This window comes from Streptomyces sp. NPDC029169 (assembly GCF_055563935.1).
On the sequence record NZ_JBVHXA010000002.1, the window covers coordinates 220,332 to 240,248 of the forward strand.

Genomic DNA, 19,917 nt, shown 5'->3' on the forward strand with positions numbered 1-19,917 from the left:
CCTCGTCCGGTACCGCCACGGGCCTCGGTTCACGGTCGCCCCGCGTGTCGGAGACCCAGAAGAGGCGCGCACCTATGCCGAGCGCTATGGGATCACCGGGCGCAGGCACTCACGCAACATGAGTCCCTCGCTACAGCGGCGGAGAAGGCGGCAACTGCATCGAGGTCGCCGCCCACCCCACCACCGTCCACGTTCGCGACTCCAAGACTCCCGACGGCCCCCAGCTCGCCGTCACCCCCGCCACCTGGGCGTCGTTCGTCTCGTACGCGACCGTGTGAGTGTCAGAACGCGAAGACGGAACCGGTCTTCGCGTTCAGCTCGCAGACGTTCGCGAACGTCTTCGTCCAGTTGACAGGGACCTTGTTGAACGTGCCGATCGCCGTCGCCGTGACCGGGTCGTAGATCTGCGGGCAGGCGCGCTCGGAGGGGTCGACGGCGGTCAGCTTGTCGAGGTCGCCGCCCGCGAGGTGGAGCTCTTCGCACGCCTTCTCGGCGTCGGGGTGGTTTCCGCCGGTGGGGCGACAGCCGAGGTAGACCTCCTCCATGTCGCCGGTCGCCTCGGAGGTAATCGTCAGGAGGATGCGGGTGGCCGGGGTCGGCGCGGCGGCGTCCGCCGTGCCCGTGAGGCCCAGGCCGACGAAGGTCGCCGTGGCCAGGGCGAATGCATGGGTGCTCTTCATGACCCGGCCAACGAGGGCTTCTGCCACCGGTCACTAGGCTCCACCCACATGACCCGGAAGTTCATCCTCTTCGACGTAGACGGCACCCTGATGGACGCGGTCGCGAACCAGCGCCGCGTCTGGCACACCTGGGCCGGCCGTCACGGCCTCGACGGGGACGAGGTGTACGCGGTCGCGCTCCGTACCCGGCCCGTCGAGACGTTCGCCGCCGTCGCGCCCGGTCTCGACCCCGACGCGGGCCTGGCGCTGCTCCACGAGCTGGAGGACGACGACGTACGGACCGGGGAGTACAGCGCCTTCCCCCTTGCCGCCGAGCTCCTCGCCGCCCTCCCTTCCGGCTCCTGGGCGCTCGTCACGTCCAACTACGAGCACCGCGTCCGGGGCCGTTTCGAGCGCACCGGGCTCCCGCTGCCGGACCTGATCGTCGACGCCGCGTCCGTGAGCGAGGGCAAGCCTTCCCCGGCCCCGTATCTGCTGGCGGCCGAGCGCCTGGGCGCCTCCCCCGCCGACTGTCTGGTGGTCGAGGACGCGCCCTCCGGTGTCCGCTCCGGGCTGGCCGCCGGGATGACGGTCTGGTCGGTGAACGCTCCGGCCCCCGCCGTCCCGGGCGCTCACCGCCACTTCCCGACCTTGTCGGGCGCAGCCCCCGGCATCCTGGCCTTTGCCCGGTCGTCCTGACCGTCCCTCGCGAGTCTCTGGCGCGGACCGCCCTCTTTCCGAGAGTCGCGCCTTCCACCGCCGCGTCAAGGGCGCTCCTTCGTCGCGTCGGCTTCGCCGATTCCGCTTCGCTCCACCCTTGACCCGGCGCCTCCAGGCGCGATGAAACTCTCGGAGGGCGGCCCGGGGGGTGGCGGCGCGCCGGGGCCCGTCCGTACTCCCGGCCCGGTGAAGCGCCTGCGGGTGCATGGGTGGATTGCGCGGCAGTGGGATGGGGCGGCCCGGCCCGGCTTGGCGTGTTGCGCCCGGCGGGCGGCGAGGGCGCATGCCCCGCTGGTCACCGTCCGGTGGGTAGGGCGAGATTCGGGCCACTTTCTGTCCCGCTCCCCGGGGCGGCGCGCTCCGCCGGTCGGAGCCTGCCGCGCGCCTGTGGGCGGGGTGTCGGCCCGAGCCGGGGCCGGTGGTCTGGGGTCCGTCGGTCGGTCCGTGCCGTGAGGCATGCGTACGTGAACGTAAGTGCCCGAAGTCGCGCCCCGCCGATCGGTTCAGCCGGAAATGCCCGCTATCTGCGTGGGGTTACCGCGAGTATGGCGCAGTTATGTTCACCCACAAGCCCCCCCCCCGGCAGCCCGCGGCGGAGCCGCTCATGGATATGGACACGGCCGGGAAAGGGCGGGGTGGGGGGATTCTCCCCCCACCGGACGGTGACCAGCGGGGCATGAGGCCCAGCCACCTACCCGCCGTCAGCCGCTGAGCCGGGCCGGGCCGCCCCATTCCACTGCCGCGCAAAACCGCCCACGCACCCGCACGCGCCGATCCCGGACCAGGAACCATCCTGGCTCCGCGTGGCCACGCCCCCCGGCCGCCCTCCGAGTGTGAAAGGGCGACCGGAGGCGGTGGGTCAAGGGTGGAGCGGAGCGGAATCGGCGCAGCCGACGCGACGAAGGAGCGCCCTTGACGCGCCGCCGGAGGTCGCCACACTCGGAACGAGGGCGGCCGAGCCAGAAGCCTGCGAACCTGGTCGACCCCCAGGGCCCCGCACCCGACCCATGCGCGCTCAACCATGCGGCCGGTTCCGTGACTTGGTGACCATTCAGATCGCAGGATAGCTCCGATATCCTGTGCCGCATGCAGGGGGAACTGGAAGACAACTCTCGTTTGGACGGCAGCGGGGCCATGCCCCTGGAGTCGGGGGATCCGCGGCGGATCGGCGCGTTCGGTCTGCTCGGCGTACTCGGATCCGGCGGCATGGGGCGGGTCTATCTCGGCGCCGTGCCCGGGAAGTTCGCGGCGGTCAAGCGGGTGCTGCCCGTGCTGGCCGAGGACCCGGACTTCCTGAGTCACTTCGGGCACGAGCTCGACAACCTCGCCCGGCTCCCTGGCGGGGCCAGTGTGAAGCTGCTCGCGAGCGACCGCACCGCGAAGCCGCCGTGGTTCGCCACCGAGTACATCCCGGGCATCACCCTCAACGAGGCGATCCGCCTGCACGGCGGCCCGCTGCCGGTCGAGGCCCTGTGGCGGCTGCTGCGCGAGGCGGCGGCCGGGCTCCGCTCCGTACACGCCGCCGACATGGTGCACCGCGACCTCAAGCCGTCCAACGTCATGCTCACGGCGGACGGCGTGACCCTCATCGACTTCGGCGTCGCGCGGGCCGCCGACCAGAGCCGGCTGACCAGGACCGGCATGGTCATCGGGACGCCGGCGTACATGGCACCGGAACAGGCCGTCGCCGACCGGGAGTTGACGGGGGCGGCGGACGTCTTCGCGCTCGGCAGCCTGCTGCTGTACGCGGCGATCGGCCGCCCTCCCTTCGGCGACGGCTCCGGGCCCGGCCTGCTCTACCGCGTCGTCCACGGGGAGCCCGACTTCGGGAACCTCGCGGATGCGGCCCCCGACCTGGCGCATCTCGTACGGTCCTGCCTCGCCAAGGATCCGGCGGCCCGGCCGACGGCCGCCGAACTCGTCGAACTCACCGACAGTTACGCGGACGGCGCCGTGTGGCCCTCGGCCGTCATGACGCGGGTCGAGGAGCGTGCCGCCTTCGCCGCGACGGCGCCCACGGCCGAGCAGCTTGCCGAACTCGGAGAGGAAGAGGCGGACGAACTGGCCGGGGACATCGGGACGGTGGCGCTCGCTCCGCGGGGCTCGAACGAGCCCGCGACCGCAGGCCCCGACGCGGCCGCCGCCACCGGGCCCTCCGCGACCGGGAAGCCACGGGAGCGGCGGAATCGGTTCTTCATGCTCGCCGTCCCCGTCGTCGTAGCCACCGGCACGACCCTGACCTTCGCCCTCGGCCCGTACGAGATCGGTCGGCAGGGCGGCCCCGACTCGTCGGCGTCCGGACCGTCCGCCACCACGTCACAGCCGGCGCCCGGAGCCCCCGCGCCTACGACCACGCCCCCGTCCTCCCCGCCCTCCTCCGGTCCGCCCTCCGCCTCCGCCTCGGGATCGCCCTCGGGACAACCGCCCGGCCCCGGCACGGGGGGTGCTGCTGCGGGCGGCGGGGCGGCGGCGGGAGGCACCGGCTCGGGCTCCGGCACCGGCACCGTGCCCGGCGGCGGAGGTGGCGGTGCCGCGAGCGGCGGCGGCTCCGGCGACTCCGGAGGGGGCGGCGGCTCCACCCCCTCCACCCCCAAGACCACGAACCCCGCGCCGCCCCCGCCCACCAGCGGCGGCGGTTCCACGCCCTCGGGGACGTACTCCCTGAAGAACGCGTCCAACGGCAACTGCCTCGCCGAGTTCACGTCCACCTTCAACACCGCCGCCGTCCGCCCGTGCGGCTCCCAGGACAGCGGCGGCGGCACCCTCTCGTACACCTGGACCTTCGCGTCGGGCTCGGGCGGCAGCTTCAAGCTGGTCAACAAGAAGACGGGCCACTGCCTCGAAGCCCGCTCGGACGGCGTCCTGCCCACGTCCTGCAACGGCTCCTCGGCCCAGCTCTGGCGCACGGGCACGACGACGTCGTCCGGGCGGACCATCAAGAACGTGGGCGACGGGAAGTGCCTGACGAACAGCGCCTACGTGCTGACATACGCCTGCGAGGGCGCCTCCACCCAGCTCTGGCGGAACATCTCCCCCGTGTGACCGGTGACTGGTGATCGGTGGTCAGGCAGCCGTACAACCAAAACCTCCCCTCGGCTGTCTGATCACGGATGGCGCGTTCCGCGCCCCGGTTCTTCTCGCCGAAGGAACACACTTGTCCCACGCACACCGCTCCCGTCAGCGGCTCGCCGCCGCGGTCACCGCCGTCCTGGCCGTCACCGCCGGCGCCTTGGCCGTCGCCCCGGCCACCGCTGCCCCCGCGGCCCCCACCGCCGTGCAGGCCGAAAACACCGTGGTGGGCACGGAGTCCGAGCAGCAGGACGTCATCGCACTGCCGCCGCAGTCGCTCCTCGGCGGTGCCGGCACGACGGGCTTCCTGACCGGTGTGCGCAACCCCAGCGGCTCCCCGACCCCCGTCACCTATCGCTGGACGCGCTACGCGGACGGTGCCACGACCGTGCTGCCCGGGGCTCGGTACGTGGGCACCATGTCGGACGTCGTCGTTCTGGCGGAGGGAACCACCTACAAGCTGTACGACATGGCCGCGGGCGGCGACCCCGTGGTGATCGACACCAGCCTCCTGGGTGCCGGCTACAGCGTGCAGCGGGTCGCGGGCTCCACCCTGGTCATGACGCTCGGCAGGCCGAGCGGTGGCAGCGACCTTCACCTCGTCAGCAAGCCCGAGGGCACGCTGCTCGACCGGAAGGTGGGGCTGCCCGCAGACGCGGGGATCATCCGTGTCGGCGCGGGGACGCCCGGCACCGTCACCGTCCTGTACACGACCGCCGTGTCCGGTACACGCAAGGATCGCGTGGCGCTGGTGGATGTCGCCACCAACACGATCGTCGAGGACCGCGAGGCGGACCACGTCGGCGCGTCGTCGGAGGCGTTCGCATCGACGACGTACATGGCCTGGGTCGAGAAGCCCACCAGCACCACCGCGACGCTGGCCGTGGCCCCGCGCGGCGGTGGCGAGGCCCAGCGCATCGAGCTGGCCACTGGGAGCTTCTACCCGACGGTCGGGCTGGTGGGCGACTGGGTGACGTACGCCGTCAAGAACGGGATCGACTCCACCGGCACGAGCCCGTTCCACCAGCTGACCGCGCGTTCCCTGAAGACCGGAACCACCGTCAAACTCCTGGACCACGTCGTGTTCGCCACTCCCGGGCCCGACGGCACCCTGCTGGTGCGGGGCGGCACGGTGGAGCAGGGCGAGGGCGTCTACCAGGTCTCCGTCGACGGCGACGGCAACCCGGTCGCCCGCCTGGTGGCGACCACGGGCGAGCCGACCGTGGTCGAGCTGCTTGGCCAGGACGGCCCGAGCGTGATCGACCTCGACCAGAGCGGTACGGTCACGCCCCTCACGTTCACGTTCAGCCGGAAGAACGTCACCGTGAACGTCGAACTGACGCACACCGTGTCCGGGAGGAAGACCAGGATCGGCGCCCCGGCCGTCTCCTACGGCCCCGGGTCCATAGCCGTCCGTTGGGACGGCAGATTCAGCAACGACTACACCGCCGCGTACAACGGCGGCTACACCTGGCGTATGACGGCGGACCCCGCGAACGGCATCGGCCCCTCCGTGGAGTCGTCGGGCGCGTTCACGGTCGCCCGCAAGCCCGTGGCCCGCGACTACTCCGACAACGGCGCCCCCGAGCTGCTCGTCAGGGACAGTGCGGGCCAGCTGTCCGGCCACGAGGTCTTCGCCAGAGAAGTCACCAAGTCGCTGGCCTCGAAGCTCGGCGAGGGCTGGAACAGCTACAACCAGATCGTCCCCATGGGGAACGTGAGCGGCTCGTCCCACGCAGATCTGGTCTCCCGGGACACCAGCGGGCGCCTCTGGCTCCACGAGGGCACCGGAAACGTCGGCGCCGCCTTCCGGCCCCGCACCTTCATCGGCAGCGGCTGGCAGATCTACGACAAGGTCGTCGGCGGGAGCGAGCTGACGGGCGACGGGAAGCCCGATCTGCTGGCCACCGACACAGCCGGGGTCCTCTGGCTGTACACCGGCACGGGGAACACCAACACGCCCTTCTCGCCGCGCAAGAAGATCGGCGGCGGCTGGGGTATCTACAACCAGCTCACCGCCGCCGGCAACATCGGCGGAGCCGCGGCAGGCGACCTGCTCGCCCGCGACAAGGACGGCGTGCTCTGGCTCTACCTCGGCAGGGGCGACGGCACGTTCACGAGCCGCTCCCGGATCGGCGGCGGCTGGAACACGTACACCCAGATCATCGGGATCGGCGACGTCGACCGGGACGGGCGGCCGGATCTGCTGGGACATTCTCCGAAGGACTACTGGGGAAGCCTCTTCTTCTACAAGGGCACCGGTGACCGGCTCGCCCCCTTCGCAGCCCGCACCTCGGTCGCCAGCCAGAGCCTCGGTCAGTCACCTCGGTTCGTGTACTGACCGAACACCGGCACCCGCAGCTCCCCCTCCGCACGGAACGTGACCTCCAGATCCATCCCGATCCGGAGGTCCGGCTCCGCCACCCCCACCACCTCCGTCATCATCCGGGGCCCCTCCGCCAGGTCCACCACCGCCGCCACGTACGGGACCCGTTCGCCGAAGGGCGGGAGGTCGTTGCGGTGGACGACCGACCACGTGTAGAGCGTGGCGCGGCCGCTCGCCCGCTCCCACTCCACGTCCTCGCTCCAGCAGTGCGGGCAGAACTCGCGCGGGTAGTGGTGCGCCCGGCCGCACGCGCCGCAGCGGCGGAGCAGCAGCCGGCCCTCCCCCGCCGCGTTCCAGTACGGGCGGGTGAAGGCGTCGATGTCGGGGTCGGCGGCGGTCATCAGAAGAGTCCGATCGCGTGGTCGAGGGACCAGGTCTGCCAGGAGATCGCGAAGAGGGCGACGAGCGAGATCAGCGCCATCATCGCGTTCTGGCCCTGCTCGGCCCAGTCGTGGATCATCAGGCCGAGGTAGAGCAGGTTCAGGAGCAGGCCGCCGACCAGGGCGATCGGGGTCAGGAGGCCGACGGTCAGGCCGAGGCCCAGGGCCAGTTCGGCGTAGACGACGACGTACGCCATCAGTCTGGGGCGCGGGGCGACGACCGACTCGAAGCCGCGCTTCACGAACGGCCAGCGGTGCTTGCCGGCGACGTCCGCCGCCCAGGCTATGCCCGTGCCGCGCTCGAACCAGCCCTTCTTGTCCTTGTGGCGCCAGCTCTCCAGCCACCACAGGCCGAGGCCGATGCGGAGGACGGCGAGCCATTCGGCGCCGGTGAGCCAGACGGTCCGCATGGTCGATACCTGCCCTCCCCGAGACTGATCTGACGGTACGTCAGTTCAGCGGACGGGGGCCCTTCTACGCAAGACCCCCGCACACCCCACCCATGCGTGACCGTTTCGCAACCGATTCCCCTCTTGACCGAGACCCAACAAGTGAGCACGCCGTTACGCTGAGCATTCGTGACCAACACCCCCCATTCCAGACCCGATCACCCCGTGTACGTCATCGGGGGCGGACCCGGCGGTCTCGCCGTCGCGGCCTCGTTGCGCGAGCAGGGCGTCCGGGCCGTCGTCCTGGAGAAGTCCGACGCCGTCGGCGCCTCGTGGCGCTCCCACTACGACCGGCTGCGGCTGCACACCACCCGCCGGCTGTCCGCGCTCCCCGGCCTCCCGATGCCCCGCTCCTTCGGGCGCTGGGTCGCCCGCGCCGATGTCGTGCGGTACCTGGAGAAGTACGCCGACGTGCACGACCTGGAGATCGTGACCGGCGTCGAGGTCTCCCGCGTCGAGCGCGCCGGGGACGACGAGTGGCTGCTTCACGCGACGGGTGGGCGACGGCTCACCGGGCGGGCCGTGGTCGTCGCCACGGGGTACAACCACACCCCGCACCTGCCCGACTGGCCGGGCCTTGAGGCGTACGGCGGCGAGCTCGCGCACGCGAGCGCGTACCGGGACCCCGCGCCGTACGCCGGGCGTGACGTCCTCGTCGTCGGCGCCGGGAACACGGGCGCCGAGATCGCCGCCGACCTCATCGAGGGCGGCGCGGCGCGGGTACGGCTCGCGGTGCGCACGGTGCCGCACATCGTGCGCCGCTCGACGGCCGGGTGGCCGGCCCAGCGCACGGGCATCCTGGTGCGGCGGCTGCCGGTACGGCTGGTCGACAAGGCGGGCGAGCTGATGGCCCGTATCGCCGTACCGGACCTGTCGGAGCACGGGCTGCCCCGGCCGGACACGGGGCTGTACTCGCGGGTGCGCGAGGGGGCGATCCCGGTGCAGGACGTGGGCCTGATCGACGCCGTGCGGGCGGGGAAGGTGGAGATCGTGGGCGCGGTCGCGTCCTTCGACGGCGACAAGGTCGTCCTCGCGGACGGCTCCGCGATCACGCCGGACGCCGTGATCGCGGCGACGGGCTACCGGCGCGGCCTGGAGCCCCTCGTCGGGCACCTCGGCGTCCTGGACGAGCGGGGGCGTCCGGTGACGCACGGCGCGCGGACGCCGGGCGAGGCGCCGGGGCTGTACTTCACGGGGTTCACGAATCCGATCAGCGGGATGTTCCGCGAGATGGCGCTCGACGCGGAGAAGATCGCGCGAGCGATCCGGAAGTCGCCGGCCCACTAGCCGAACCAGCTCCCCACGGAGCCTCCCCCAACCCCCGCCACCCCCCCGTGTGGGCAATCGTCCCGCTGGGGCGGGACGGGTGGGCACACGGGACGGCGCCCATGCGGGCGCGTCCGCTCCAAGGTCCCCCGCAGCCCGAGGGCGTTGCACGTGCTGGGCCCTTGGGGTGGACGGGCACGGGGCGGAGGCGCCCGCAAGGGCGCCGTTCCGTTGTGCCCACCCGTTCCGCCCCTGCGGAACGTATGCCCACAACGGGGGGCCGGGGGAGCGGAACGTATGTCCACAACGGGGCGGGGCGGGGCCGCCCCAGATCGGTTCTGCGCGTGCATTCCTGACTGGACGTCAGTTCTGTAATCTGACTGTGCGTCAGGTCAAGACTGTTCAGCGACGAGCAGGGGAGCGGCGGAACGATGCTCGGATCTACTCACGGCACCTTCACCACCGATCTCCGCGCCCGCGTGGTCGCCTGCGGGGAGCATTCCGGGGCGGCCGGGACCGCCGTTCACGGTGTCACCGCCGTGGACGGCGACGTGGACGTCAGCGGGCGGCCCCTGTACGCGCCCGTGCCGGACCTCGACCGGTTCTTCCGGCCCGGGTCCGTCGCCGTCGTCGGGGCCTCCGACGCCGAGGGGCGGCCCAACACCGGGATCACGCGGCAGCTCATCGCCTGGGCCGAGCGGGTCGGCGCCCGGCTCGTGCCCGTGCACCCGACCCGTACGAGCGTCTTCGGGATCGACTGCGTACCCTCCGTCGGCGCCCTCCCCGAACCCGTCGATCTCGCCGTCCTCCTCGTCGCCGATCCGCTCCCCGTGATCGAGGAACTCGCCGAGGCCAAGGTGAAGTTCGCCGTCGCCTTCGCCTCCGGCTTCGCCGAGACCGGCGGCGAGGGGGCCGCCGCGCAGGAACGTCTCGCCGACGCCGTACGCCGCTCCGGGATCCGGCTCCTCGGCCCGAACACCAACCTCAACGCCTTCGAGCGGTTCCGCGAGGACCTCGACGGGCCGGCGATCGCGCTCATCACGCAGTCGGGGCACCAGGGCCGGCCCGTCCACACCCTCCAGGAGCTGGGGGTACGGCTCTCCCACTGGGCGCCGACGGGCAACGAGGCCGACCTGGAGACCGCCGACTTCATCTCGTACTTCGCGACCCGGCCCGAGGTCGGGGCCATCGCCTGTTACGTCGAGGGCCTCAAGGACGGCCGCTCCTTCCTCCTCGCCGCCGACCGCGCCGCCCGCCAGGGCGTGCCCGTCGTCGCGGTGAAGGTCGGGCGGACCGAGACCGGGGCCCGGATGGCCGCCTCGCACACCGGGAAGCTGACCGGCGCGGACCAGGTCGTGGACGCGGCGATGCGACAGTACGGAGTGATACGCGTCGACGGGCTCGACGAACTCCAGGACACCGCCGCCCTGTTGGCCCGCGCGCGCAAGCCGGTCGCGGACGGGGTCGTCGTGTACTCGATCTCCGGCGGCACCGGCGCGCACTTCTCCGACCTCGCCACGGCGGCCGGGCTGCGCCTGCCGACGCTCTCGGAGGCCAAGCAGGCGGAACTCCACCAGTGGATACCGCCGTACCTGAATGTCGCCAACCCCGTCGACAACGGCGGGCACCCGGTCGGCGACTGGCGGGGGCGCAAGATCATCGACGCGATCCTCGCCGACCCGTCCGTGGGGGTCCTGATCTGCCCCATCACCGGCCCCTTCCCGCCCATGAGCGACAAGCTCGCGCAGGACCTTGTGGACGCGGCCGAGGCCACCGACAAGCTGGTGTGCGTGGTGTGGGGCTCGCCGGTCGGGACCGAGGCGGCCTACCGCGAGACCCTGCTCGGATCCTCGCGCGTCGCCACCTTCCGTACGTTCTCCAACTGCATCGGGGCCGTGAAGGCCTACCTCGATCACCACCGCTTCACCACCGCCTACCGCTCCCCCTTCGACGAGGCCCCCCGCACCCCCTCCCCGTCCTTCCGCAAGGCCCAGGCGCTGATGCGGCCCGGCCGGCAGCTCAGCGAGCACGCGGCGAAGCAGCTCCTGCGGGCGTACGGGATCCGGGTGCCGCGCGAGCAGCTGGTGACGAGCGCGGCGGCGGCGGTCCGGGCGGCCGGGCTCGTCGGCTACCCGGTGGTGATGAAAGCGTCGGGCGCGCAGCTCGCCCACAAGACCGAACTGGGCCTGGTGAAGGTCGGGTTGACGTCGGCGAGCCAGGTGCGGGACGCGTACCGGGAGCTGACCGACATCGCCCATTACGAGGGCGTGGACCTGGACGGGATCCTGGTCTGCCAGATGGTCGGGCGCGGCGTCGAGATGGTGGTGGGCGTGACCCGCGACCCGCTCTTCGGGCCGACGGTCACGGTGGGTCTCGGGGGCGTCCTGGTCGAGGTCCTGAACGACGCGGCCGTGCGCGTGCCGCCGTTCGGGGAGCGGGAGGCCAGGGACATGCTCGGCGAACTGCGCGGGCAGGCACTGCTGAAGGGCGTACGGGGGGCTCCGCCGGCGGACGTGGACGCGCTGGTCGAGGTCGTGCTGCGGGTGCAGCGGATGGCCCTGGAGCTGGACGGCGACCTGGCCGAACTGGACATCAACCCGCTGATGGTGCTGCCTCGGGGGCAGGGCGCGGTGGCGCTCGACGCGCTCGCGGTGTGCCGATAGGAGTCACGGATGACCGACGTCCTCCACACCGTCGAGAACGGCGTCTCGTGGATCACGCTCAACCGGCCCGAGGCGATGAACGCGGTCACCTGGGACCAGCGCGAGCGGATCATCGCGCTGCTGGCCGACGCCTCCGCCGATCCGGACGTACGGGCGGTGGTGGTGACGGCGACCGGGCGGGGCTTCTGCGCGGGGGCGGACCTGCGCGGTTCGCCGACCGCTGCGGAACGGGTTGCGGGTGACGTGGCGCGGACCATCCGGCTCGGGGCGCAGCGCTTCATCGGGGCCGTACTGGACTGCGAGAAGCCGGTGATCGCGGCGGTGAACGGGACGGCGGCCGGGATCGGGGCGCATCTGGCGTTCGCGTGCGATCTGGTCCTGGCGGCGGAGTCGGCTCGGTTCATCGAGGTGTTCGTACGGCGAGGGCTGGTGCCGGACGGGGGCGGGGCGTATCTGCTGCCCCGGCTGATCGGGCCGCAGCGGGCGAAGGAGCTGATGTTCTTCGGCGACGCGGTCACGGCGCGGGACGCCCGGGAACTGGGCCTGGTGAACCGGGTGGTGGCGGCGGAGGAGCTGGAGAAGACGGCGCGGGAGTGGGCGGAGCGGCTTGCCCAGGGTCCGACGCGGGCGCTGGCGCTGACGAAGCAGCTGGTGAACGCCTCGCTGGACACCGACCGCGCCACGGCGTTCGCGGCGGAGGCGGCGGCGCAGGAGATCAACATGACGACGCGGGACGCGAACGAGGGCGTGGCGAGCTTCGTGGAGCGGCGGACGGCTGAGTACGAGGGCCGCTAAGGCATACGGGTACGGGCATAGCCCTTCTCATCTGATGGGCCGTCAGCTTCAATGGAGGATGTGATGGGACACGCTGGGATGGCGGCCACCGCCGTCCGATACCTCAGGTCGGCCGGATCACCGACGGCCGTCGAACCGCACCCCCGCCCACGGCTCCGTGCGGTACGGGAGGACGAGCGGCTGCCCGTCGACCCGTCCGAGTTCCGGCGCGTGCTGGGGCACTTCGCGAGCGGCGTCACCGTCGTGACGGCCCTCGACCCCGACGGCCCGACCGGCTTCGCCTGCCAGTCCTTCGCCTCGCTCTCCCTGGACCCGCCCCTGGTGGCCTTCATGGTCGCCCGCACGTCGACGACCTGGCCCCGGCTCGCCCGGGCCGGCGTCTTCTGCGTCAACGTCCTGGGGGCGGACCAGCGGGACCTGTGCCTGGGCTTCGCGAAGAGCGGGACGGACAAGTTCGCGGGTGTGCCGTACGACGCCGCCCCCGCGACGGGCTCCCCCCGCCTGACCGGCGCTCCGGCCTGGATCGACTGCACGATCGCCACGGTCCACACGGGCGGGGACCACCTGATCGTGGTGGGGAGGGTGGAGGCCCTGGGCGCGGCGGATGAGGGCGATCCGCTGCTCTTCCACCGGGGCCGGTTCGGCCGCTTCAGCGGCTAGGCGGCCTGGACCTGGGCGGCCGGTTCGCGACGGCGGATGACCAGGGCCATCAGGGCCGCCGCCGCGCACAGGGCGCCCGAGGCGTACCAGACGACGTCGTACGAGCCGAAGACGTCCCGCGCCACGCCGCCCGCGAAGGCGATCACCGCGGCGCCCACCTGGTGGGAGGCGAGGACCCAGCCGAAGACGATCGCGCTGTCCTCGCCGTAGTGCTCGCGGCACAGGGCGATCGTCGGCGGGACCGTGGCCACCCAGTCCAGGCCGTAGAAGACGATGAAGAAGATCATCGGTGGGTGGACGGACGGGGCGAGGAGCATCGGCAGGAAGAGGAGCGAGATGCCGCGCAGCGCGTAGTAGACCGCCAGCAGCCGCCGCGCCTCGAAGCGGTCCGTGAACCAGCCCGAGGCGATCGTGCCGACGACGTCGAAGACCCCGATCACGGCGAGCAGCGAGGCCGCCGCGGTGATCGGCATCCCGTGGTCGTGGGCGGCGGGCACGAAGTGGGTCTTGACCAGGCCGTTCGTCGAGGCGCCGCAGATCGCGAAGGTGCCGGCCAGGAGCCAGAACGGGCCGGTGCGGGCCGCCTTGAACAGGACCGTGACGGCCCGGCGGGCCGCGCCCGTGACGGGGGCGGGCTTCGGGGCGAACTCCCCGCCGTAGGGGGCGAGGCCCACGTCCGCCGGGTGGTCGCGCAGCAGCAGCCATACGAAGGGGACCACCGCGAGCGCGGAGAGCGCGACGGTCACGGCGGCCGGGCGCCAGCCGTGGTTCTCCACCAGCCAGGAGAGCAGGGGCAGGAAGACGAGCTGGCCCGACGCGCCGGCCGCCGTGAGGATGCCGGTCACCAGGCCGCGCCGGGCCACGAACCACCGGTTCGTCACCGTCGCCGCGAACGCCAGCGCCATGGAGCCGCTGCCGAGGCCGACGAGGACGCCCCAGTACAGGACGAGCTGCCAGGGCGCCGTCATCCACACGGTCAGCACCGAGCCGAGCGCGATCACGCTCAGCGCGACGGCGACGACCCTGCGGATGCCGAACCGGTCCATCAGCGCGGCGGCGAACGGCGCCGTCAGCCCGTAGAGCGCGAGGTTCACCGACACCGCGAACCCGATCGTGCCGCGCGACCAGTCGAACTTGTGGTAGATGTTTGGGGCACCATGAAGGCAGGAACAAGGGGGGCCACCACAGATGGATGTCACCGTCTACGTACGACTCAGCCTCGATCAGCACGGCGACGAACTGGGCGTGAAGCGCCAGGAGGAAGAGTGTCGGGCGTTCGCCGCAGCCCGTGGCTGGACCGTACGGGAAGTGATCGCGGACAACGACGTCAGCGCCACCTCGGGCAAGGTACGGCCAGGGTTCGAGCGGCTGTTGGCGTCCAAGCCGGACGCGATCCTCTGCTGGCACACTGACAGGCTCGTACGCAAGACCGAAGACCTGTTGCGGGTGATCGCGCTCGGCGTCAACGTCCACGCCATCCACGCCGGACATCTGGACCTCGCGACTCCGGCCGGTCGGGCCACGGCCAAGACGGTCACGGCGTGGGCGGAGTACGAGGGCGAGCAGAAGGCACTACGACAGAAGGCGTCGAACCTTCAGGCAGCGAAGAACGGCAAGCCGCACAAGGCGGGCTTGCGAACCTTCGGATACGCCGACGACTACGTGACCGTGGTCGAGGCCGAGGCGGAAGCGATTCGCAAAGGTGCCGAAATGGTTCTTCGGGGCGAGACCCTGGCGGCTGTCGCCCGCTACTGGACCGGCCTCGGTCTGCTCGCTCCCCGCTCGTCGTCCGGCACGGCGAAGGACGAGGCCAAGGGGTGGGGCGTAGGCGGAGTGAAGAAGGTGCTCATCTCCCCTCGCTACATCGCTCAGTCCACCTACCGAGGCGAAGTGGTGGGCGAGGGCCAGTGGCCCGCGATCCTGGACGAGGTGACTCACTACGGCCTCGTGGCGGCACTGACGAACCCCAAGCGGTTCACGGGCGGTGCACGTACCGGTTCGGCCCCTCAGACCCTGCTCGCCGGACTGGCCACGTGTGAGCGTTGCGGAGAGACGGTGCGAGGCGGCATGTACCGAGGGACCCCGGTCTACCGCTGTGGACAGAAGCACGTACGCGTACCCCGAGAGCTGGCTGACAAGCGAGCCGGTAACGCTGTCCTCGCACGGATTGTCTTCCCCGACTTCCTGCCCTGGATCCTCGCTTCTCGACAGGAGCAGGGAGACGACTCGGCCCACCTGCACCAGGAGGCGCAGACCCTGCGGGAACGGCTCGACGGGTTGGCTGTGGCCTACGCCTCGGGGTCCATCACCCTGTCGCAGATGACGGCCGGTACCGAAGCGATCCGGTCCAGGCTCGGTGAGATCGACGAGAAGCTGTCCGGTGTCACCGGTCTGCCCCCGATCGACCCCGTGTCGGGCATCGCTGGCCTGGTTCAGGACTGGCCGGACACTCCGCTCCCCATCCGTCGAGCGTGGGTCAAGTTCGTCACCACCATCACCATGCACTCGAACGGCTTCAGGAAGGCGGCGAAGATGACCGTGGACGACTACATGACCGTGGAGTGGAACCACACCGCCGACGAATCCGACGCGTAGCCTGCCCCACTCGACTCGGGCCCCGCTCTCACCCGAGGGCGGGGCTCCGTCGTGTCCGATCAGAAGGGCGGCTCATGCTCTGCCCCTTGGAGCCGGTCGGGCAAGCTGCCGTAGTCGAAGTCGACCGGCACGGGAGCTGTGTACGGTTCCCCGAACCACTTCCGGCGGCGCTCCCCTTGCTTGACCGTCTCTACGTCTACGAAGGACAAGGAGGGGGCCGAAGGCCCCCCAAGGCCAGCCCCTTCGTCTTCCTTCTGGGGGCCGCTAACGCGGCCCACCTTCGCTGGCTGCTTACGCTCTTCACCTTCGCCCTGTCGGCCCCCTGCCGGGGGCCGCTCTTCGTCTACCGGCTTGCCCTTCGCCGTTGGCCCTTCACCCCTACCGCCGTCGCTCCTGGAGGTAAGTAGGTTGTATGGCTCCTCAGCCATACCCCCCTGCTTCGGCAACGTGAGCTGGTAGATCACCGGACCGTCCGGGACCTTGCCTGTCTTCGTGAGCCAGCCGGCCTTCCGCAGCCTGCCAATGATCTTGTTGACTGTCTGTTCCGGAGCCTTCCCGCCGTAGCCAAGCTCCCTGGCTATCGTCCCGTTGGACGGGCACACGTTCTTCCCCGTGTCGTAGTCCGCGTACAACGCCATCGCTACACCGACCAATTTCTCTGCGGGCTTCATGCCGGAGCGCACCAGCGCACGGCGCCACACGTGTTCCTGTATCTCGAACTCCCCTTCCTGAGACAGGATCCACCCCGTCACCGTCGCGGGGAACTCTCGAATCTACAGGCCAGCAAGGGGAAAACCGCAGGTCATCGCATGTGAGGCGGCTCTCAAGAGGCCCTGAAACCGTGGCAGGATCTGAGCCGCCAAGACTCGGCGGTCGAGCATGACCCCTTCAGGGGGTCATACCCCACCCCCTCGCCGTCACCTTCCCTGTCGGCTCTGCTCTTCGCCGCCGCTCCTCGGCCAGGTGAACGGCTGTGCGCTTCTGTGAGCGGCTGATAGGCCGCACGCCTACGCGAGGGCAAGCGACCGGCCATGAGGCAGGCGCACAGCACCCAGGGGGCGTTCCAGAAACGATGGTTATCGGAACGATCCAGAACGCCACCCAATGCCGTTCCGAAACTCATGCTTCCGATGTTCTGGAACGCTTGACGTTTCGGAACGAGTTATGGAACAGTCCGGCTCATGCCGAAGATCATCACCCCTACGGGTCACCTCATCGGGTACGCACGCATCAGCACCGAGGACCAAGAAGCGCAGCTACAGCGCGACGCGCTGACCGAGGCGGGTTGCGCCCGCATCTTCGAGGACAAGGCCAGCGGGAAGAACGCCGACCGGCCGGAGTTGACGGCCGTACTCGACTACCTCCGTGAGGGGGACACGCTGTGCGTGTGGAAGCTGGACAGGCTGGGCCGGTCGCTCATCGACCTTGTGACGATCGTCGACGGACTGCGCGCCAAGGGTGTGGGCTTCAAGGTGTTGACCGGCGCCCTGTCCTCGGTGGACACCACGTCGGCTGACGGGCGGTTGTTCTTCCAGATCATCGCGTCCATGGCGGAGTTCGAGCGCGCGCTGATCAAGGACCGGACGATAGCCGGACTGGCAGCGGCCAAGGCACAGGGCAAGGTGGGCGGACGCCCGAAGGCCATGGACGCGAAGACAATCGAGCGTGCACGGGAGTTGAAGGCCGGCGGCCAGAGCTACGGTGCCATCGCCAAGGCCCTTGGAGTGGGGCAGGCGACCGTCTACCGGGCCCTTACCGGCACGGCGGGGTAGGAAGAGCCCCCGATCGGGGGCGCCCGTCAGGTGGGCACACACGGACGCGAGACGGGCCCCTCGGCTCATGCCGGGGGCCGCTGTCATGCACGGGTGCGTGGCGCCGCTTGACGGCCTCTCACGATGCTGGCCTCTGCCGACCACGGGGGAAGCCGACAGGGGCCAGCACAGGGGCGCGTCTCGCTCACGCGGCGCCCCTTCCAGCGCACCTCTGGTGTGGTGTTACTCGCCGTCCCTCGGCGCGCCGGGGGTCTCCTCCTCATCAGCCCGAACGACCATGGCAAACGACGTGCACAGGCGCCGGAAGCCCTTGTGTCCGCTCACCCCGGCGTGGGCCATGCAATCCACGTCGACCTCCGCGCCGTCTGTCGAGGGCTTCGCCACCCACCCGCAGCGAAGACATTCCGCCTCGAACGTCACGTCAGTATCCGGATGCTGCGTGATCCGGTGCGTGACGAAGCGCAGGACTGCCCCCGCCATCAGTGGTCCTCGTGTGCCCGCCGAAGGTGCAGGCGCAGAGACACGTTCACGTCCGAAGCCTTCGAGTAGTCGCCCACCGACGTGGCGTTCGCCCGGCTTACCGCGAAGCCAAGGCATTCACGGCACCCCGACACGGGGTCAGGGGGCGAAGGCGGGAGACTCAAGTGCACCGGTCCCGACATCGTCGTCTGCCTGTCGCTCATCTCCGCGCCTCCCCGAACTCGGCCAATCCGTGGAAGTCATGATCCATCGACGCAACAGCAGACCTGAGAAATATTGACGTTGTGGGGTAAAGGATCACGAGCGGCAAGAAGCCGCCCACTCCCTGAGCGCATTCCTTCCTTCGTCGCCGAAGAGCGCGTGACGCTCGTACAAGGAGAACACCTCAAGGTGCTCGGCAATATCCCTGGCGTCCTGGAACACGATGCGTCCCGTGAAGGTCTCAGCGGTTGCTAGGCGTTGGTCGTAGACCGTGAAGGTGTTCAAAGGGCCACGGATCACCGCAGAGCCAATGGGGATCACGCCGATACGCACATTGGCCAGGTGGGACAGTGAAACGAGCCGGTCGATCTGTACGGCCATCGCGGCCGGAGGAACAACTGCCCACCGGACGGCCTGCTCTGTCAACAGGAACGTGAACCGCTTGGTGGGGTCATAGAGAACCGACTGCCGCTCCAGCTTCTTGGCCACCGTCTTGGAGATGTCCCCGGGTGAGTGACCAAGGCTGGCCCTGATGTATTCGGGTGTCGCCAGGAGGCCGGTCACCATCGCAGGCAAAAAGTACCGAAGCGCCGAAGCATCGGCTTCGAGGCCGGCGAGCTCCGCTTGCCGCTTCTCCAAACCTCTACGCCAGGAAGCCCGCTTGCCCTGCCATTCCGTGTTGGCGAGCCTTGCAAGGGCTGTCACTTCCGCGACGAGTTCCGGCGGGGCATGAACGGCTCTGAGGATCAGCTCAATGTCAACAAGGCTTGGGGTGATCCGGCCAGTCTCAATATTGCTCAGCTTGGTCTGAGATATATTGCAGCGCTGAGCGAGCCATACCTGAGTTCGGTTGGCTCGCTTGCGCAGTGTGCGGAGCGTCTCTGCCAGGTCGGCCTTCGACTGACCTAGCTGTCCCGGATCAAAGGTCAATGCCCTTCACGTACTCCTCGAAGGACACGGCGTGCGCTAGGGCGATCCGCTTCCATTCCCGATAGGGCGCAGGGTCACCCTCGTACGTCTCGCGGTTGATCTGCGTACCGTCCGGCCGGAAGTTGAGTTGAGCGATACGGGTTTCGTCGAACATCCACCAGTCCTGGCCGGTGAGCGGCAAGCCGTAGTCGTCATTGGTCACATCCAGGACCCGGATGTCCTCACCGGCCTTGATGTTGCCCGGGATACCCCATGCGAATTGATACCGCTGGTAGTCGGTGAGCGGCTGACACACGACACGGACGCGACCGATAGCGCGGCCGGAGCTGATGTATCCCCTCACCCGCTCATGCCAGCCCGCATTGTGATTCGCAGGCTTCCCTTCACCCCGCAGGAAGCGAGCTACGTTCTCCTGCTCCTTCGGCATGGTGTACGTGGGCTGTGCCTCGAACCGCCACGCCTCCCGCTCGAAGGCGTCGAAGAACTCCCGCCAGCCCTCACCATCCAAGAGCACGAACAGCCTCCCTCAGAACGTGCTCGGGAATCTTCACCAGCGCCTCGCCAGCCGGGGGCTGAAACACTGCGCACTGCTCGCCCTGGACGACGATGCTGCCGTCCGTCTCGTCCCGGTAGACGTTCGGGCAATCGTCGTCGTCGCAGTTCGGCCCGCCAGCCTCGCCGGTAAGTCGGGTCAAATCACCTCGCGCCATCTTGTCCCCGCCTTCCTGCGCAGGGCTGATCCCTGCTGCCAGGACGACGCTAGGGCTGTCACACAGACCCCGTCTATGGCACAACGCCAATATTCGCGTTGTCGGGTAGGCGATCATGGACGGTGAGGCGGCGAAGGCCGCAGGGGTCGGCTGTAGACGCCGCGAATGCCGGTCCGCAGGTC

At 70.2% G+C, this 19,917-nt stretch carries 18 protein-coding genes and 1 pseudogene; 10 read left to right on the forward strand and 9 right to left on the reverse strand.

All coding sequences use genetic code 11. The annotated features are described in order from the left end of the window. Positions 1-131: 131 nt before the first annotated feature. Positions 132-278, forward strand: a pseudogene (locus ACZ4VI_RS04760) (DUF397 domain-containing protein); the annotation flags it as partial. A gap of 3 nt (positions 279-281) precedes the next feature. On the opposite strand, the gene ACZ4VI_RS04765 reads toward ACZ4VI_RS04760, so the two are convergent. Then, entirely contained in the window at positions 282-680 is a 399-nt protein-coding gene (locus ACZ4VI_RS04765; protein WP_467996615.1) for an SSI family serine proteinase inhibitor, read from the reverse strand. Between the two features lie 48 nt (positions 681-728). Between ACZ4VI_RS04765 and ACZ4VI_RS04770 the strand changes: the two genes are divergently transcribed. The 3 genes from ACZ4VI_RS04770 (at position 729) to ACZ4VI_RS04780 (ending at position 6,789) form a co-directional block, all read left to right on the forward strand. Further along, positions 729-1,358: an HAD family hydrolase gene (locus ACZ4VI_RS04770; protein ID WP_467996617.1), complete on the forward strand. Its 630-nt coding sequence runs from the start codon at positions 729-731 to the stop codon at positions 1,356-1,358. Positions 1,359-2,465: 1,107 nt separating this feature from the next. Continuing rightward, positions 2,466-4,421 (forward strand): serine/threonine-protein kinase, encoded by a 1,956-nt coding sequence (locus tag ACZ4VI_RS04775; RefSeq protein WP_467996619.1) that lies wholly within the window; start codon positions 2,466-2,468, stop codon positions 4,419-4,421. A 112-nt stretch (positions 4,422-4,533) separates the two neighbouring features. Beyond that, on the forward strand, positions 4,534-6,789 hold the full coding sequence (locus ACZ4VI_RS04780) for an FG-GAP repeat domain-containing protein (protein ID WP_467996621.1): 2,256 nt from the start codon (positions 4,534-4,536) through the stop codon (positions 6,787-6,789). On the opposite strand, the gene ACZ4VI_RS04785 is transcribed toward ACZ4VI_RS04780, so the two are convergent. Continuing rightward, the gene (locus tag ACZ4VI_RS04785; protein ID WP_467996622.1) at positions 6,765-7,175 is read right to left on the reverse strand and encodes a Zn-ribbon domain-containing OB-fold protein; all 411 of its coding nucleotides are present in this window, start codon (positions 7,173-7,175) and stop codon (positions 6,765-6,767) included. The two genes, ACZ4VI_RS04780 and ACZ4VI_RS04785, sit on opposite strands and share 25 nt — an antisense overlap. After that, positions 7,175-7,624, reverse strand: coding sequence for a DoxX family protein (locus ACZ4VI_RS04790; protein ID WP_467996624.1), 450 nt, complete (start codon positions 7,622-7,624; stop codon positions 7,175-7,177). Before ACZ4VI_RS04790 ends, ACZ4VI_RS04785 begins: the two co-directional genes overlap by 1 nt. A gap of 168 nt (positions 7,625-7,792) precedes the next feature. Here ACZ4VI_RS04790 and ACZ4VI_RS04795 point away from each other — a divergent pair, with 168 nt between their 5' ends. The 4 genes from ACZ4VI_RS04795 to ACZ4VI_RS04810 all read left to right on the forward strand — a co-directional run bounded on the left by ACZ4VI_RS04795 (position 7,793) and on the right by ACZ4VI_RS04810 (position 13,047). Further along, positions 7,793-8,950: a flavin-containing monooxygenase gene (locus ACZ4VI_RS04795; RefSeq protein ID WP_467996625.1), complete on the forward strand. Its 1,158-nt coding sequence runs from the start codon at positions 7,793-7,795 to the stop codon at positions 8,948-8,950. Between the two features lie 410 nt (positions 8,951-9,360). Then, positions 9,361-11,592 carry an acetate--CoA ligase family protein gene (locus ACZ4VI_RS04800; protein ID WP_467996627.1) on the forward strand — a complete coding sequence of 744 codons (2,232 nt, stop codon included), beginning with the start codon at positions 9,361-9,363 and terminating at the stop codon, positions 11,590-11,592. A 9-nt stretch (positions 11,593-11,601) separates the two neighbouring features. Continuing rightward, the gene (locus ACZ4VI_RS04805; RefSeq protein WP_467996629.1) at positions 11,602-12,387 is read left to right on the forward strand and encodes an enoyl-CoA hydratase/isomerase family protein; all 786 of its coding nucleotides are present in this window, start codon (positions 11,602-11,604) and stop codon (positions 12,385-12,387) included. A gap of 78 nt (positions 12,388-12,465) precedes the next feature. Then, the gene (locus tag ACZ4VI_RS04810) at positions 12,466-13,047 is read left to right on the forward strand and encodes a flavin reductase family protein (protein ID WP_467997258.1); all 582 of its coding nucleotides are present in this window, start codon (positions 12,466-12,468) and stop codon (positions 13,045-13,047) included. Here ACZ4VI_RS04810 and ACZ4VI_RS04815 read toward each other — a convergent pair. Continuing rightward, on the reverse strand, positions 13,044-14,237 hold the full coding sequence (locus ACZ4VI_RS04815; protein ID WP_467997259.1) for an MFS transporter: 1,194 nt from the start codon (positions 14,235-14,237) through the stop codon (positions 13,044-13,046). The two genes, ACZ4VI_RS04810 and ACZ4VI_RS04815, sit on opposite strands and share 4 nt — an antisense overlap. Between ACZ4VI_RS04815 and ACZ4VI_RS04820 the strand changes: the two genes are divergently transcribed. Beyond that, the gene (locus ACZ4VI_RS04820; protein ID WP_467996631.1) at positions 14,236-15,642 is read left to right on the forward strand and encodes a recombinase family protein; all 1,407 of its coding nucleotides are present in this window, start codon (positions 14,236-14,238) and stop codon (positions 15,640-15,642) included. The genes ACZ4VI_RS04815 and ACZ4VI_RS04820 overlap by 2 nt on opposite strands. 59 nt (positions 15,643-15,701) lie before the next feature. Here the strand turns inward: ACZ4VI_RS04820 and ACZ4VI_RS04825 are convergent, their stop codons facing one another. Next, positions 15,702-16,313, reverse strand: coding sequence for a helix-turn-helix domain-containing protein (locus tag ACZ4VI_RS04825; RefSeq protein WP_467996633.1), 612 nt, complete (start codon positions 16,311-16,313; stop codon positions 15,702-15,704). 510 nt (positions 16,314-16,823) lie between these two features. Here ACZ4VI_RS04825 and ACZ4VI_RS04830 point away from each other — a divergent pair. Then, a complete protein-coding gene (locus ACZ4VI_RS04830) occupies positions 16,824-17,414 on the forward strand; it encodes a recombinase family protein (protein WP_467996634.1) in 591 nt (196 codons plus the stop codon). A gap of 222 nt (positions 17,415-17,636) precedes the next feature. Here ACZ4VI_RS04830 and ACZ4VI_RS04835 read toward each other — a convergent pair whose 3' ends face one another. From ACZ4VI_RS04835 to ACZ4VI_RS04850, 4 genes are all read right to left on the reverse strand, one after another. Beyond that, a complete protein-coding gene (locus ACZ4VI_RS04835; RefSeq protein WP_467996635.1) occupies positions 17,637-18,011 on the reverse strand; it encodes a DUF7848 domain-containing protein in 375 nt (124 codons plus the stop codon). A gap of 180 nt (positions 18,012-18,191) precedes the next feature. Continuing rightward, entirely contained in the window at positions 18,192-19,025 is an 834-nt protein-coding gene (locus tag ACZ4VI_RS04840) for a helix-turn-helix domain-containing protein (RefSeq protein ID WP_467996636.1), read from the reverse strand. Further along, positions 19,015-19,539: a DUF6879 family protein gene (locus ACZ4VI_RS04845; protein ID WP_467996638.1), complete on the reverse strand. Its 525-nt coding sequence runs from the start codon at positions 19,537-19,539 to the stop codon at positions 19,015-19,017. The genes ACZ4VI_RS04840 and ACZ4VI_RS04845 overlap by 11 nt, the downstream gene beginning before the upstream one ends. Then, the gene (locus ACZ4VI_RS04850; protein WP_467996640.1) at positions 19,523-19,735 is read right to left on the reverse strand and encodes a hypothetical protein; all 213 of its coding nucleotides are present in this window, start codon (positions 19,733-19,735) and stop codon (positions 19,523-19,525) included. Before ACZ4VI_RS04850 ends, ACZ4VI_RS04845 begins: the two co-directional genes overlap by 17 nt. Between the last annotated feature and the right edge of the window lie 182 nt (positions 19,736-19,917).

Coding starts and splice junctions, on each gene's coding strand:
- ACZ4VI_RS04765 (WP_467996615.1), bottom strand. CDS start 680: ATGAAGAGCACCCATGCATTCGCCCTGGCCACGGCGACCTTCGTCGGC.
- ACZ4VI_RS04770 (WP_467996617.1), top strand. CDS start 729: ATGACCCGGAAGTTCATCCTCTTCGACGTAGACGGCACCCTGATGGAC.
- ACZ4VI_RS04810 (WP_467997258.1), top strand. CDS start 12,466: ATGGCGGCCACCGCCGTCCGATACCTCAGGTCGGCCGGATCACCGACG.
- ACZ4VI_RS04790 (WP_467996624.1), bottom strand. CDS start 7,624: ATGCGGACCGTCTGGCTCACCGGCGCCGAATGGCTCGCCGTCCTCCGC.
- ACZ4VI_RS04830 (WP_467996634.1), top strand. CDS start 16,824: ATGCCGAAGATCATCACCCCTACGGGTCACCTCATCGGGTACGCACGC.
- ACZ4VI_RS04785 (WP_467996622.1), bottom strand. CDS start 7,175: ATGACCGCCGCCGACCCCGACATCGACGCCTTCACCCGCCCGTACTGG.
- ACZ4VI_RS04775 (WP_467996619.1), top strand. CDS start 2,466: ATGCAGGGGGAACTGGAAGACAACTCTCGTTTGGACGGCAGCGGGGCC.
- ACZ4VI_RS04825 (WP_467996633.1), bottom strand. CDS start 16,313: ATGAAGCCCGCAGAGAAATTGGTCGGTGTAGCGATGGCGTTGTACGCG.
- ACZ4VI_RS04820 (WP_467996631.1), top strand. CDS start 14,236: ATGGATGTCACCGTCTACGTACGACTCAGCCTCGATCAGCACGGCGAC.
- ACZ4VI_RS04805 (WP_467996629.1), top strand. CDS start 11,602: ATGACCGACGTCCTCCACACCGTCGAGAACGGCGTCTCGTGGATCACG.
- ACZ4VI_RS04800 (WP_467996627.1), top strand. CDS start 9,361: ATGCTCGGATCTACTCACGGCACCTTCACCACCGATCTCCGCGCCCGC.
- ACZ4VI_RS04850 (WP_467996640.1), bottom strand. CDS start 19,735: ATGGCGCGAGGTGATTTGACCCGACTTACCGGCGAGGCTGGCGGGCCG.
- ACZ4VI_RS04835 (WP_467996635.1), bottom strand. CDS start 18,011: ATGCCTTGGCTTCGCGGTAAGCCGGGCGAACGCCACGTCGGTGGGCGA.